Origin of the sequence: Halorussus gelatinilyticus, assembly GCF_023238445.1 — an archaeon.
GTDB classification, from domain to species: domain Archaea; phylum Halobacteriota; class Halobacteria; order Halobacteriales; family Haladaptataceae; genus Halorussus; species Halorussus gelatinilyticus.
In genome coordinates this window covers 3,287,821-3,300,328 of record NZ_CP096658.1, presented here as the reverse complement: position 1 = coordinate 3,300,328, position 12,508 = coordinate 3,287,821, and the positions used below count along the sequence as shown (strand labels likewise).

Sequence of the window (12,508 nt, the reverse complement as noted above, 5' to 3'; positions counted from 1 at the left end):
TCGTCTCGGAGTGAGGCAGTTTCGGACGATGCCCTCCACTGACGCCCCGGAGACGCCGCCCGACGGCGAGTCGTTCGGCACCCGACTCGCCAACGGATGGGAGCGCGCGATGGACGACCTCCCGCTCGCGGTCGTACCGCTCGTGTCGAGTCTGCTCGCGGCCGACAATATCCGGCGCGTTCGCGCCGCCGAGGGAGTGAACTTCGGGATAACGTTCCCGTTCCCGCCCGCGCTCACCGACCTCTGGACGTTCGTGAACGTGCCGAGCGGCGGCCCCGGCGTCCACGTCTCGCCCGGTCTCGCGTTCCTCCCGGTCCGGATTCTGGTCGAAGCCGTCCTCGTCGCCGGACTCCTCGGGAGCGTCGGCGCGCTCCTCCGGACCGGTCGCTACGACTTCGCGGACGCGGCCCGCCGGTACTTCGCCCCGATGCTCGGCTACGTCGCGCTCGTCCATCTCGTCACGCTCTCGACGGTCGTCTTCACGGTGGTCTCGCCGTTGCTCCTCGTCTTCCTCCTCCCCGTCCTGCTCGTCCTGAAGTATCTCTTCTACGCGACGGCGTACCTCGTCGTCGTGGCCGACGAATCGCTGGGCGACGCGCTCGCCCGGAGCTATCGGTGGGCGACCGCCGGCGGGCCGTACTTCTCCTACGCCGCGGGCTTCCTGCTGTTCGCCGCCCTCCTCTCGGTCGTGACCTCCGCCGTCGTCGTCAACCTCGGCGTCCTCGGCGTCGTCGTCGGTGCGGTGGCGACTGCCCCGGTCGCGCTCGCGCTGACGTTCGCCACGACCGAGTTCGTCGCGGACTTGGACGCCCGAGAGCGCGGGGAATCGGGCGGATTCGGCGGTGACGACGGCGGAGTCGGCGGCGGTGGCCGAGGCGGTCACGACCGTTTCGAACCAGCAGACGAGTTCGACACCGCCACCGACCGATTCGACCCGACGGACGACGACCCGGCCAGCGACGACCTGACCGACGACCTAACCGGCGACGGCCCGGACGACGAACCGCCGGGGGACTTCTGGGACCGCCGGAAAGAAGGGGAAGCGGAGGGTGACGACCGCAGGAGTTCCGACGAGTGGACGAACGCCGACGACCCGAGGACCCCCGACGACACCGAAGACGAGGGAGGACGCTGAATGCTGGCGGTTCGCGCGCTCCACGTCCTCGCCATGGCGCTGGTCCTCGGCGGCGCGACCCTGACGTGGTGGCTGTTCCGGCAGGTCGAGGCAGGCGGGGACGCCGACTCCGCGGCGTCGCCGGCGACCGAGACCGCGGTCTCGGTCGCGGCCGCCTACGAGCGGGGCTTCTGGGCCGCGCTCGGCGTCCTCGTGATGACCGGGGTCGGCAACCTCGGGAGTCTCGCGCCCTACGTCCCCGGCGCGGAGACGCAGTGGGGCACCGTCTTCGCCGCGAAACTCGCGCTCGTCGTGGCGGTGCTGGCGCTCTCGGTGGTCCGGACGCTCCTCGTCGTGCGGTCGCGCCGTGCAGGCGGCACGACCTCGACCGGCGCGTCGAACGTCGGCGCGCGGACGCTCCGTCTCGGCTACGGCGCGACCGCGCTCTCGCTGGCCGTCCTCGTCGCGCTCGCGGAGGTGCTGGCACATGGCTGAGGAGTCGGCGTCGCCGCTCGCGGTCCATCGCGTCGCCGACGACCCGCTGGTCGTCTGGGCGCTGGCGTCGTTCCACACCGCGGCGCTGACCGCGGTCCTCGTCGGCGCAATCTACCTGTCGGGCGCGCTCGGCGACCTGCTGTCGGGTCTCGACACGCTGCTCGGTCTCGGACTCTATCTGGGGCTCTGGGCGACGACGTGGTGGACGACTCGCCGGGCGTTCGCCGCGATTGGCGCGGCGGGGCGCGACGGCCCGGTCTCGCGCTCGGTCGTCCTCGGGACCGCTGGGAAGTGGGCCGGAGTCGACGGCGTGCTGTTCCTCTGGGTGCTCGTCGGCGTCTTCGCCGCTTCGACGGTGTCGGTCGAGTCGGTTGACCTCAGGGGAGTCTTCTACTTCCTCGCCATCGCGGGCGTCGCGTCGCTGCTGGCGTTCGTCGTCGGCGCGATAGTCGGCCTGCTGTTCGCGGCGCTCGACCTCGCGGCGTTCCGAGTCGCCGGGTCGCTCGTCGCCGACGCCGAGCGAGAGCGCCGGGAGCCAGCCGGGACGTCTGAACCCGGCGAGACGCCTGAACCCGACGAGGCGTCTGAGCCCGACGAGACGGTCTGAGACGATGGCCCGTGGATTCAAGGCAGTCCCGCGAGACGTACCGGGTATGCCTGAGTCCGACCTCGCCGGGCAGGTCGAAGACGTGCTTTCGGTCGCTCCCGACGAGTTCCAAGCGGAGGTCGAAGCGGACGCCGAGGTCATCGTCGAGGAGGTGGACGCCGGGACGTTCGACAACCCGCAGGCCATCATCGGCTTCGAGTACGAGTTCTACGCCGTGGACGCCGAGGGCGGCGCGCTCCGGCGGGTCCCGCGGCGACTCCTCGACCTCATCGGCTTCGAGAAGGAACTGGGGCTTCACAACGCCGAGATGTCCACCAGCCCGCAACCGCTGAACACCCACGGGCTGGCGTCACAGGAGGCCGAAGTGAAGGCCCGCCTCTCGGCCGCCGAGGACCGCACCGGAGCCGAGGGGATGCGGTTGGTCAGCGACGCGATGTGGACCGTCCCGCCAGAGGGCGAGACGGCCCGCCAGTACCTGACCAATAGCGTCTCGGACCGCGGGGTCCGTATCGCCTCGAACATGAGCGACTCGGTGCGCTACCACGCGATGGCCAACTCCGACGGCGAGGCCGGGATGTGTCTCGACGCCCCGCACGTCTCGCTGTCGGCCGACACCGTGATGCCCGAGAGCCTCATCACCTCCATCCAGCCCCACTATCAGGTCCCTCACGCGCGGGACCTGCCGACCTACTTTCAGTACGCGATTCGCATCGCGGGACCCCTGCTCGCGCTCGGGGTCAACTCCCCGTTCTTCCCGCCGGACCTCTACGACGACGCCACCGCCGACGAGATTCTGGCCGACGGGTACGACGAGCATCGCATCGGCGTCTTCGAGACGGTCCTCAATCGCTCGGTGGACGAGTCCGACAAAGTGCGATTCCCGCGGGACTTCGAGAGCGTCGAGGAGGCCGTCGAGCGCATCGCCGACGACCGGACCATCGTCCCGATGCCGGTCGAGACCACCGACCGGTTCGACGACGAGTTCGCCCACTTCCGGCACAAGCACGGGACCTACTGGCGGTGGGTTCGCCCGGTGTTCGGCGGGGCCACCCGGTCGGCCGCCAACGCCCGTATCGAGTTCCGGCCCATCGCGGCCCAACCGACCGTCAGGGACTCCATCGCGTTTCAGGCCGCGTTCGCGGGCCTGCTGGAATCGACCTACCGGCGCGAACACCCGGTCCGGCACCTCGACTGGGTGGTCGCCAAGGACAACTTCTACGACGCGATGGAAGACGGACTCGACGCCGACCTCTACTGGATCACCAACGGCGGCGAGGAGACGACCGACCACGAGGCGGTCTACGAGGACATCTTCGCCCACGCCAAGGACGGTCTCCAGATGCGCGGGCTGAGCGACCAAGAGGCCGCCAAGTACCTGTATCCGCTCCGCCAGCGCGCACGCCACTGCCTGACTCCCGCGAGTTGGAAGCGCGAGCGCGTCCGCGAGCAGTTGGACGACGGCGCGGACTTCTCGGACGCGGTGTACGCGATGCAGAGCCAGTACGTCGAGCGACAGGCCGAGACGCTCATCGACGGGACGTTCGCCGACTGGGTAGGCCGGGGCGACACCGAACTGGAACGCGAGGACTGACGCCCAATCAGGAGTTTCTTGTTGGGTAGATACCACCATCCGGTATGGTCTCCGACTCCTCTCGGCAGTCGTCGCCCTCTCGACCCTCGACGCTCTCTCGACGGTCCGCCCTCGCCGGACTCGGCTCCGGACTGGTCGGACTGGGCGCGCTCCGCGCCAGCGATTCGAGCGCCGCCAGCGAATCGAACGCCGCCGCCCGGTCGAACGCCGGTTCCGACCCGACGCTCGACTGGCCGATGGCGCGCTACGACGCCGCGGGCACCGGCTACGACCCCGACGCCACCGGGCCGAAAGACGGCGCGAAAGTGAAGTGGCGACGCGAACCGGACCGGTTCTCCGGCGGCACCTCGTCGCCGATTCTCCTCGGCGGAACGCTCTACGCGACCGGGCGGGTCCTCCTCGCGCTCGACGCCGCGACCGGCGAGACGCGCTTCGCCCACGAGGGGTCGTATCGGTCGAGTCCGGCGGGGAGCGCGGCCGAGGCCTACGACACCGAGACGCTGGCTACGGCCGCACCGCGGGGCGTCTACGGTCTGAACGCGGGCGGCGGACTCCGACTGTTCGGCCGCCAGTTCGGCGTCGAGCGGTGGCACGGTCCGGGCCGCGAACCGGGGTTCAGCGTCTTCGGCCCGCCGACGGTGGTCCCGCCGGTCGCGGTCGGGGGCACGGTCTACGCGGCGGTCCCCGGGACGAAACACGTCGCGGCGCTCGACGCGAGCAGCGGCCGGGAACTGTGGCGCGCCTCGCCCGGCGACGAACTCCGGCGGCCAGCGGTCCGAGACGGCCGGGTCTTCGCGGTCAACTGGCCCTCGCGCGCGACGGCCTACGACGCCGCGACCGGCGAGCGACTGTGGCGGACCGACCTCGGCGAACAGATGGTCCTCGCGCCGACCGCGACCCGCGAGGGCGTCGTCGTCCCGGACCGAACCGGCGTCACGCTCCTCGACGCAGACGACGGGTCGGTCCGCTGGCGCGCGGACCACGGCGGCAACGCGACCGAGGGCGCGGCCGCGGTGGCGGAAGGCACGGTGTACGTCCAGTCGGCGACCGGCGGCCGGCTTCACGCGCTGGACCTCGAGACGGGCGAACAGTTGTGGTCCGCGCCGGATTTCAGCGAGGGGACTCCGGTGGTCGCCGACGGCGTGGTCTACGGTCGCAACTACGACGAACTCGTGGCGCTCGACGCCGCCGACGGGTCTGTCCGGTGGCGCTACGAGTCGCGCGTGCCGCTCTCGACGCCGGCGGTCGGCGACGGGACAATCTACCTCGTGGCCCACGACCGACTCCTCGCGCTGGAGGAGGACCGATGAGCGCCGACGCACCGACCGGGAATCCGGACGACCCGCCCGGAGACGGACGGGGCGTCGCGCCCGCGGAGAACGTGGACCGCGACCGCCTGCCCAGTACGTCGGTCTCGGGGGTCCTCCGGGAGTCCGTCGGTCGCATCGTCGCCGACCCGTGGCTCGCGGTCCCATTCCTCGTCGCGGGGGTCGTCCTGACCGGCGTCGATTGGCTCCGGGTGCACGACCCGGTGCCGACGACCGCGCCCGAACTCGTCGGCGACGTGACCGTCGGCGTGGCGTATCGGTTCTATCCGACGGGACTCCGCGCGGCCGGGACTCGACCCGCGGCGCTGGTGGACCTCGAAACCGGGTATCTGGCGTGGACTCTCGGTCTCGAACTCGCGGCGTTCCTCGCGGTGGGAATCGCCGGGTGGCTCACCCTCTCGCTTGCGATGGACGCCGGCGAGTCCGGGGGTCACTCGACTTCGGGCGACCGGTCGGGTTCCGCTCGGTTCGATTCCGTCGGATTCGATTCCACTCGGTTCAGTTCCGCCCCATTCGATTCCGCCCGTCTTGGTCCCTACCTCGGATTCGTCGTCGTCGCGCACGTCCTCGTCGGCCTGTTCGGACTCCTCGACGGACTCGGTTGGCTCGCGGTCGTCGGTCTCGTCGTCTACGCCGTGGCCGCGGTCCGCCTGTTCGCCGCGCCCGCGCTGGTGGTCGGCGGGTCGGGGGTCCGCGGGGCGATGCGTCGGAGTCGCTGGCGCGCCGTCGGCGAGGGCGCGACCGTCTTCGGCCTCGTCGTCCTGTTCGGCCTCGGCGCGTGGCTACTGGGGAGCGTCCCCGTCGTCGGTCCCGCGGCGAGTACCGCGCTCGTCGCGCCGATTCACGCCGTCGCGACGGTCGTCTTCGCGGAGCGGACCCGCGCCGCGTAGCGACGCCCGTCGTCGTCGAACCCGTCTTCGTCGGACGACTCTCCGACGCGGAGCGACCGCCCCTGCCTCGATGCGGATAGCTCGCGCTACCGGGTGAAAATAGCGGGGTCGGGCGTGACGCCCCAAAAGCGGATTCGGCGTTCTACAGCGCTTCGTCGTAGTCTTCGTACTCGGAGATTTCGACGCCTTCCTCGTCGATCTCGGCGAGCCACATGCCGTTACCGGAGGCGGTGTCGCGTTCGACCGCGCTCTTGAGCGCACGGATGGCGACTTCGCGAGCCTCGTCCTGGCTCAGGTCCTCGTGGTAGTCCTGTTCGAGGACACCGAGCGCGAACTGCGACCCGGACCCGGAGACGCTGTAGGTCTCCTCGGTCACGCCGCCGAGCGCGTCGTAGGAGTAGATGTGTCCGCCCTCCTCGTCCACGCCGCCCAGAACGGGCACCGTGATGAGGAAGCCGCCCGAGCGCAGGAGGTTGCTCGTCAGCGTCGAGAGCGCCGTCATGCTCATCTCCTCGCCGCGCCGGGAGTCGTAGAGGTTGCCCTCGACTTGGAGCGTGCGGATGAGCGACTGGGCGGCCGAGACCGACCCGGAGATGGTGAGCGCGCCGGTCGGGTGGACCTGCTCGACCTTCTGGGCGGTCTTCGAGGAGACCATGTTACCGAGGCTCGCACGCTGGTCGGTGACCATCACGACGCCGTCGGTCGTCGTCAGACCGATGGTCGTGGTACCGGTCTTCAGCTCTTGGATGTCCTCGGTGTCCACCGAGCGGTTCGGAAGCGAACCGAGTTCCGGCTCGTGAGGGTTCGTGTTGTCGGCTGCGAAACGCGAGACGTTCTGAGAGAATTCGGAACCGTGCATTGGGCTACGCATTACACGTCCCTAGTCCGCCGGCACTGATAAAACCAACTCTTCGGACGACCGGGGTCTCGGTCGTCTTTGCCGGAGTCGCCACTCCGGGACTGGTCGGTCGAGAAGTCGCCGCGCCGTTCGTCGGGGGAAATCAGACCGTCGCGTCGTAAGCCTGCTCCAACCGCTGTACGATTTTGTGCGCCGGGAGCGTGACGCCGAGTTGTCTGGTCAGGACGGCCAGCGGCAACAGCAAGATGCTGGCTGCGACGGTCGTCTGGTACAGGGCGAACACGATTGCACGGTGAATCCGTGTGGACATCTGGGTTCGTACCTCGAGCGAGGGTCGGCCGAGGGAGTATAAAAGCATTGTTGAAAGAAATAATTCATAATGAACTATTCTATGATTCTGGGTCGGCGCAGTCTTGCGGTTCAAGCGAGCTTTGGTTCGGTCCAACGAGAGACGAGTTCCGGGCCGCGCGGACGTAGGCATCGACTTGGCGACGCTCGGCGTAGGCATAACTTATGAGAATCATACCGCTCTCGTCCGCACCTCGCGCGCGTCCGGGGCACTCCCGACGGACCTTCGTGGAGTGAGACTTCGGCGGGCCTCCACGGGGTGTGACCTCGATGGACCTCCGTGAGTCCGTGTGCGCCGTGCGCACGGGCCACGCGAGCCGCCTCAAAACCGAAAGACACGAACCACCGCGGAACGACCCCTCGATATGAGCAACTACCTCGTTGCGATGGAGGCGGCATGGTTGGTACGTGACGTAGAGGACATCGACGACGCCATCGGCGTCGCGGTCAGCGAGGCCGGAAAGCGACTCAACGACAAGGAGATGGACTACGTGGAGGTCGAAGTCGGCGCGACGCCCTGTCCGGCCTGCGGCGAACCGTTCGACTCGGCGTTCATCGCGGCCGGAACCGCGCTCGTTGGTCTCCTGCTGGAGATGAAGGTGTTCAACGCCGACAGCGAGGAACACGCCCAGCGCATCGGCAAGAGCGAAATCGGCGGCGCGCTCCGCGACGTGCCCCTCGAAGTGGTCGAGACCATCGAGTACGAGGAAGACGAGGACATCGAACTCGGTAGCGACGAGTGAGTCGGTCCGCGGCCGAACCCTGACCGACCGCACCGCGGGCGTGCCGAGACCGCCGGTCTCGGCGCGCAGAACCGAACCTTTATTTATAACCGTTAGTTATGCGAGGGCATGGAACTACCGACGCCCCAAGACATCCGGGAGCGCCGGACCGAACTCGGCCTCACGCAGAGCGAACTGGCCGACCGCGCGGGCGTCTCGCAGCCGCTCATCGCCCGCATCGAAGGCGGCGACGTGGACCCGCGGCTCTCGACGCTCCGGCACATCGTGGACGCCTTGGACGAGTCGGAGGGCGACATCGTTCGCGCGGGCGACCTGATGCACGAGGACGTGGTCAGCGTCGGTCCCGACGACTCGGTGAGTCAGGCGGTCACGAAGATGCAGGAAGCGGGGTTCTCGCAACTGCCGGTCATCGAGGACGGCGTGCCGGTCGGCTCCATCAGCTTCGAGGACCTGATGAGCGTCGGCGAGGAGTCGCGCGACAGACCGGTCTCGGAGTTCATGGGCGAGAGCTTCCCCACCAAGGGCCGGAACGCCACGTTGGACGAGTTGAGTACCGACCTCGGGCACAACAAGGCTGTCATCGTGACCGAGCGCGGCAGCACTGTCGGCATCATCACCGAGGCCGACATCGCGGCGCGACTCTCCTAACGCCCGCTTCCGCCGAAAAAAGCCGCCGTCGAGACTGCCGAACTACAGGCCGCTGTAGTCTTTGTTTATCGCACCGAGCGCGCTGACGTTCTGGTAGTTGTCGCTCGGGATGGGCTTCGGGTCGTTGTTCTGCTCGATGCCGAAGTGGAGGTGCGGTCCGGTCGAGTTGCCGGAGTTGCCCATGCCACCGATCTTGTCGCCGCGGCTGACCTGCTGTCCGTCCGAGACCGCGAAGCTGTTGAGGTGGCCGTATTCGGTCTCGTAGCCGTTGCCGTGGTCGATGTAGACGTAGTTACCGTAGCCGCCCGAGTCGTAGGCGGTGTAGGCGGTCCCGGCGCGCGCGGCGTAGATGGGCGTGCCGACGCCGATGTTGTTGTTGTCGATGTCCACGCCGCCGTGGAATTCGTCCTGTCCGTTGATGGTTCGCCAGCCGTAGTCCGACGAGATGACGCCGTTCATCGGCCAGACGATGTCGGTGCCCGCGCTACCGCCGGAGGAGGTCAGGTATCGTTCGACGGACCAGCCCCACACGTCGCGGTTGAGCCAGTGGATGCCCCACCACGTGTAGCCGTCTTCGTTGGTCGGACCGTTGACGATTTCGCCGACCTCGCCGGGCGAGACGGTGGCGACGACCGACGACTCCGTTCCGGGTCGCTTGCGCGTGTTCAGGTTCGTCGTCGCTTCGACCTGTTCTCCCTCCGCGAACGCGCTCACGGTCCCGCTGAGTGCGGCGGTTCCGGTGATTCCCGTCGCGGCGATTCCGAGTGACTTTACGACCGAACGCCGATTGAATTTCTGCGGCATTTCAACTTTTAGTACATACTTTAGAATATTAAATTTTTCTCTGAAAATTAAGTTTAATAGATTCCTGACACGATGTGGCCGTCGCGTCGTGATAACTCGGCGACGGAGGAGAGATTCAGCGACGAGTAAGATTCAACGACGAAGGGGAACCCGGCGACGACGCGGGGACGCCGCGACGCCGAGGAGAACGGGCATCGCGGCGTCGTCGCGTCGGTCCGGAAGTGCGTCGCTCGTTTCCGGTTCACATACTAAGAATTATCCGGTCCGGTTCCGTGAGTTGACGGTATGACGGACTTCTCCGACAGGGTCGAACAGGTCTCCATCAGCGGCATCCGCGAAGTGTTCGAGGCGGCGGGCGAGGACGCCATCAACCTCGGCATCGGGCAACCCGACTTCCCGACGCCGGAACACGCTCGGCAGGCCGCGGTCGAGGCCATCGAGGACGGGCAGGCCGACGCCTACACCTCCAACAAGGGGACGCTCGACCTCCGCGAGGCCATCAGCGCGAAGCACGACCGGGACAACGACTTCTCGGTCCCGCCGGAGAACCTTATCGCGACGGCGGGCGGGAGCGAGGCGCTCCACCTCGCGCTCGAAGCGCACGTGGACCTCGCCGAGGAGGTCGTCTATCCCGACCCCGGTTTCGTCTCCTACGAGGCGCTGACCCGCATCGCCGGCGGCGACCCGAAACCGGTCGCGCTCCGCGAGGACCTCACGCTCGACCCCGCCGCGGTCGAGGAAGCGATTACGGACGAGACGGCGGCCTTCATCGTCAACAGCCCCGCGAACCCGACCGGCGCGGTCCAGAGCGAGGAGGACATGAAGGAGTTCGCCCGCATCGCGGACGAACACGACGTCCTCTGTATCTCCGACGAGGTGTACGAACACATCGTCTTCGAGGGCGACCACCACTCGCCGATGAGCTACGCCGAGTCGGACAACGTGGTCGTGGTCAACGCCTGCTCGAAGACCTACTCGATGACCGGATGGCGACTCGGCTGGGTCGCCGCGAGCGAGCGCCGCATCGAGCGCATGCTCCGGGTCCACCAGTACGTGCAGGCCTGCGCCAGCGCTCCGGCACAGTTCGCGGCCGAGGCCGCCCTCTCCGGCCCGCAGGACTGCGTGGACGAGATGGTCGCCGCGTTCGAGGAGCGCCGCGACGTTCTCCTCGACGGCTTCGCCGACATGGGGCTGGACTGTCCGACGCCTCAGGGCGCGTTCTACGCGATGCCGAAGGTCCCCGAGGGGTGGACCGACGAGGTGCTCGACCGCGGCGTCGTCGTCGTGCCGGGCGAGGCGTTCGGCGACCACGGCGAGGGCTACGCACGCATCTCCTACGCGACCGACATGGAGCAGATAGAGAAGGCGCTCGACGTGATGCGAGAGGCGACGAACGCGGTCCGACAGTAGCGACCCCGAACGACCGCGAGAATCTGCCTCCAACTCACACGTTCCGACCCGAACGCGTGCGGTAGGAGCGCAGAGCGCGCTCTTTTTCACTACCGAACCCGAACCCCCGACGAGATGGGCAAAGTCAGTATCGGGCTTCGCGGCTGGCGGTTCGACGAGGACGAGGTGTTCACCGAGGACGGCGAGTTCAAGCCGATGGACGACATCCCCACGGACTCGCGCAAGCGACTGGTCCGGTTGCAGGCGTTGGTCGCCTCGCCGTGCGACGGCTGTTGGCTGATTCACGGCGACGAGAACGTCCACGAGTGCAACGAGTCGGAAGTCGTCTACGGCGAACCGCTCGGCGAGGTGGTCCTCTGTGCCGACCACGAACCCGACTTCCTCTACTGGTTCGCCGAGGAGGACGGGAGACGGTACAAAGGCCAGCAAGAGCTACAGGACGAGTTCCACGAGTGGTTCGCCGACGGCGGGCGCGCGCCGGAGGGCTACGCCGGCGTCGAACACGTCGAGACCGACCCCGAGGATATCCCCGAACCGCCGGAACCCGACATGGAGGACCTGAACGTCGATATGCCCGACGAGGAGCGCGAGCGCATCGACCTCCGGGACATGGAGACCACGACCGGCGCGGACGCCGACGAGCAAACGGCCGACCCGGACGCGGAGTCGGCCAGTGCCGGCGGAGAGTCGGCCGACGGCGACGGAACCGACGCCGACGAGAGCGCCGAGGAACCGGCCGACGACCTCGACTTGGGCCGCGATTATCCATCATGAAGCCGCCAGCCGTCGCCGTCGTGGAACCGAAGACGCCGGGCAACATCGGCACCATCGCGCGGGCGATGAAGAACTTCGGCATGCACGATTTGAAGTTGGTGGACCCGCCGGAGTTCGGCCGCGACAGCGAGGCCTACGGCTTCGCCGGGCAGGCCCGCGAGGACATCCTCCCGAACTACGACGAGGTGACGTTCGACCACCTCGTGGAGAACTACCACACCGTCGGCCTGACCGCGACGACCAACGAGGACGCCCGCAAGCACCGCCGGTTCCCCTTCGAGACGGTAGACCAACTGGCCGACAGTCTGGCCGGCGTCGACGCCGACACCTGCCTGCTATTCGGCCGGGAGGACAACGGCCTGACGAACGACGAGATGGCCCGCGTGGACGAGGTGTGTTCGATTCCCGCTAGCGCCGACTACTCGTCGCTGAACCTCGGACAGGCCGCGACCGTCACGCTCTACGAACTCCGGGAGTTGACCGTCGAGGAGACCCAACTGCCGGACGTGGAGCGCGAGCGCGCCGACGAGGCCGAAATCGAGGGGTTCTACGACCACTTCGCCGAGTTCTTGGACGCCATCGACCACCCCGCGGAGAAGCGCGACAAGACGGTGCGACTCGCCCGGCGTCTCCTCGGGCGCGCACACCCGACCGGCCGCGAGGTCCAGACGCTCCGCGGCCTGCTCCGGCGCGCTATCTATCACGCCGGGGGCGGGGACGACCGCGCCAATCGTGGGGACGGCCGCGCTAAAAGCGAGGGCGATAGGGTCGAAGGCGGAGACGACGCTCCGGAGAGAGCGGCGACGTCGGACGACCGATAGGGCTTCTGCCCGAACGGTTTTCAGGCTCGCGGGCGATATCTGTCTTCAGAGTCGTTCGTGGGGGTTCCAATGATGC

At 68.1% G+C, this 12,508-nt stretch carries 14 protein-coding genes; 11 read left to right on the top strand and 3 right to left on the bottom strand.

The window, feature by feature from the left end:
- Positions 1–28: 28 nt before the first annotated feature.
- Genes M0R88_RS16805 through M0R88_RS16780 form a run of 6 tightly spaced genes read left to right on the top strand, consistent with a single transcriptional unit; the run spans position 29 to position 6,025 of the window.
- A complete protein-coding gene (locus M0R88_RS16805) occupies positions 29–1,135 on the top strand; it encodes a hypothetical protein (protein ID WP_248654574.1) in 1,107 nt (368 codons plus the stop codon).
- Positions 1,136–1,609, top strand: a complete 474-nt coding sequence (locus M0R88_RS16800) for a hypothetical protein (protein ID WP_248654573.1) — start codon at positions 1,136–1,138, stop codon at positions 1,607–1,609.
- The gene (locus tag M0R88_RS16795; RefSeq protein ID WP_248654572.1) at positions 1,602–2,216 is read left to right on the top strand and encodes a DUF7965 family protein; all 615 of its coding nucleotides are present in this window, start codon (positions 1,602–1,604) and stop codon (positions 2,214–2,216) included. Before M0R88_RS16800 ends, M0R88_RS16795 begins: the two co-directional genes overlap by 8 nt.
- A gap of 46 nt (positions 2,217–2,262) precedes the next feature.
- Entirely contained in the window at positions 2,263–3,807 is a 1,545-nt protein-coding gene (locus tag M0R88_RS16790; protein ID WP_248654571.1) for a glutamate-cysteine ligase family protein, read from the top strand.
- A 44-nt stretch (positions 3,808–3,851) separates the two neighbouring features.
- Positions 3,852–5,117, top strand: a complete 1,266-nt coding sequence (locus tag M0R88_RS16785; RefSeq protein ID WP_248654570.1) for a PQQ-binding-like beta-propeller repeat protein — start codon at positions 3,852–3,854, stop codon at positions 5,115–5,117.
- On the top strand, positions 5,114–6,025 hold the full coding sequence (locus M0R88_RS16780; protein WP_248654569.1) for a hypothetical protein: 912 nt from the start codon (positions 5,114–5,116) through the stop codon (positions 6,023–6,025). Before M0R88_RS16785 ends, M0R88_RS16780 begins: the two co-directional genes overlap by 4 nt.
- Before the next feature lie 142 nt (positions 6,026–6,167).
- Here M0R88_RS16780 and psmB read toward each other — a convergent pair whose 3' ends face one another.
- Complete coding sequence (psmB, locus tag M0R88_RS16775; RefSeq protein ID WP_248654568.1) at positions 6,168–6,896, bottom strand: archaeal proteasome endopeptidase complex subunit beta; 729 nt, start codon at positions 6,894–6,896, stop codon at positions 6,168–6,170.
- A 130-nt stretch (positions 6,897–7,026) separates the two neighbouring features.
- Positions 7,027–7,194 carry a hypothetical protein gene (locus M0R88_RS16770; RefSeq protein ID WP_248654567.1) on the bottom strand — a complete coding sequence of 56 codons (168 nt, stop codon included), beginning with the start codon at positions 7,192–7,194 and terminating at the stop codon, positions 7,027–7,029.
- Positions 7,195–7,597: 403 nt separating this feature from the next.
- Here M0R88_RS16770 and M0R88_RS16765 point away from each other — a divergent pair, with 403 nt between their 5' ends.
- Complete coding sequence (locus tag M0R88_RS16765; RefSeq protein WP_248654566.1) at positions 7,598–7,975, top strand: DUF555 domain-containing protein; 378 nt, start codon at positions 7,598–7,600, stop codon at positions 7,973–7,975.
- A 108-nt stretch (positions 7,976–8,083) separates the two neighbouring features.
- Entirely contained in the window at positions 8,084–8,623 is a 540-nt protein-coding gene (locus tag M0R88_RS16760; RefSeq protein ID WP_248654565.1) for a CBS domain-containing protein, read from the top strand.
- A 42-nt stretch (positions 8,624–8,665) separates the two neighbouring features.
- Here the strand turns inward: M0R88_RS16760 and M0R88_RS16755 are convergent, their stop codons facing one another.
- Positions 8,666–9,427, bottom strand: coding sequence for a peptidoglycan DD-metalloendopeptidase family protein (locus tag M0R88_RS16755; RefSeq protein WP_248654564.1), 762 nt, complete (start codon positions 9,425–9,427; stop codon positions 8,666–8,668).
- Positions 9,428–9,712: 285 nt separating this feature from the next.
- On the opposite strand from M0R88_RS16755, the gene M0R88_RS16750 reads away from it, so the two are divergent.
- From M0R88_RS16750 to M0R88_RS16740, 3 genes are all read left to right on the top strand, one after another.
- Complete coding sequence (locus tag M0R88_RS16750; protein ID WP_248654563.1) at positions 9,713–10,837, top strand: pyridoxal phosphate-dependent aminotransferase; 1,125 nt, start codon at positions 9,713–9,715, stop codon at positions 10,835–10,837.
- A gap of 114 nt (positions 10,838–10,951) precedes the next feature.
- On the top strand, positions 10,952–11,611 hold the full coding sequence (locus M0R88_RS16745; protein WP_368409361.1) for a DUF8114 family protein: 660 nt from the start codon (positions 10,952–10,954) through the stop codon (positions 11,609–11,611).
- On the top strand, positions 11,608–12,432 hold the full coding sequence (locus tag M0R88_RS16740) for an RNA methyltransferase (protein WP_248654562.1): 825 nt from the start codon (positions 11,608–11,610) through the stop codon (positions 12,430–12,432). The genes M0R88_RS16745 and M0R88_RS16740 overlap by 4 nt, the downstream gene beginning before the upstream one ends.
- The last annotated feature ends 76 nt before the right edge of the window (positions 12,433–12,508 follow it).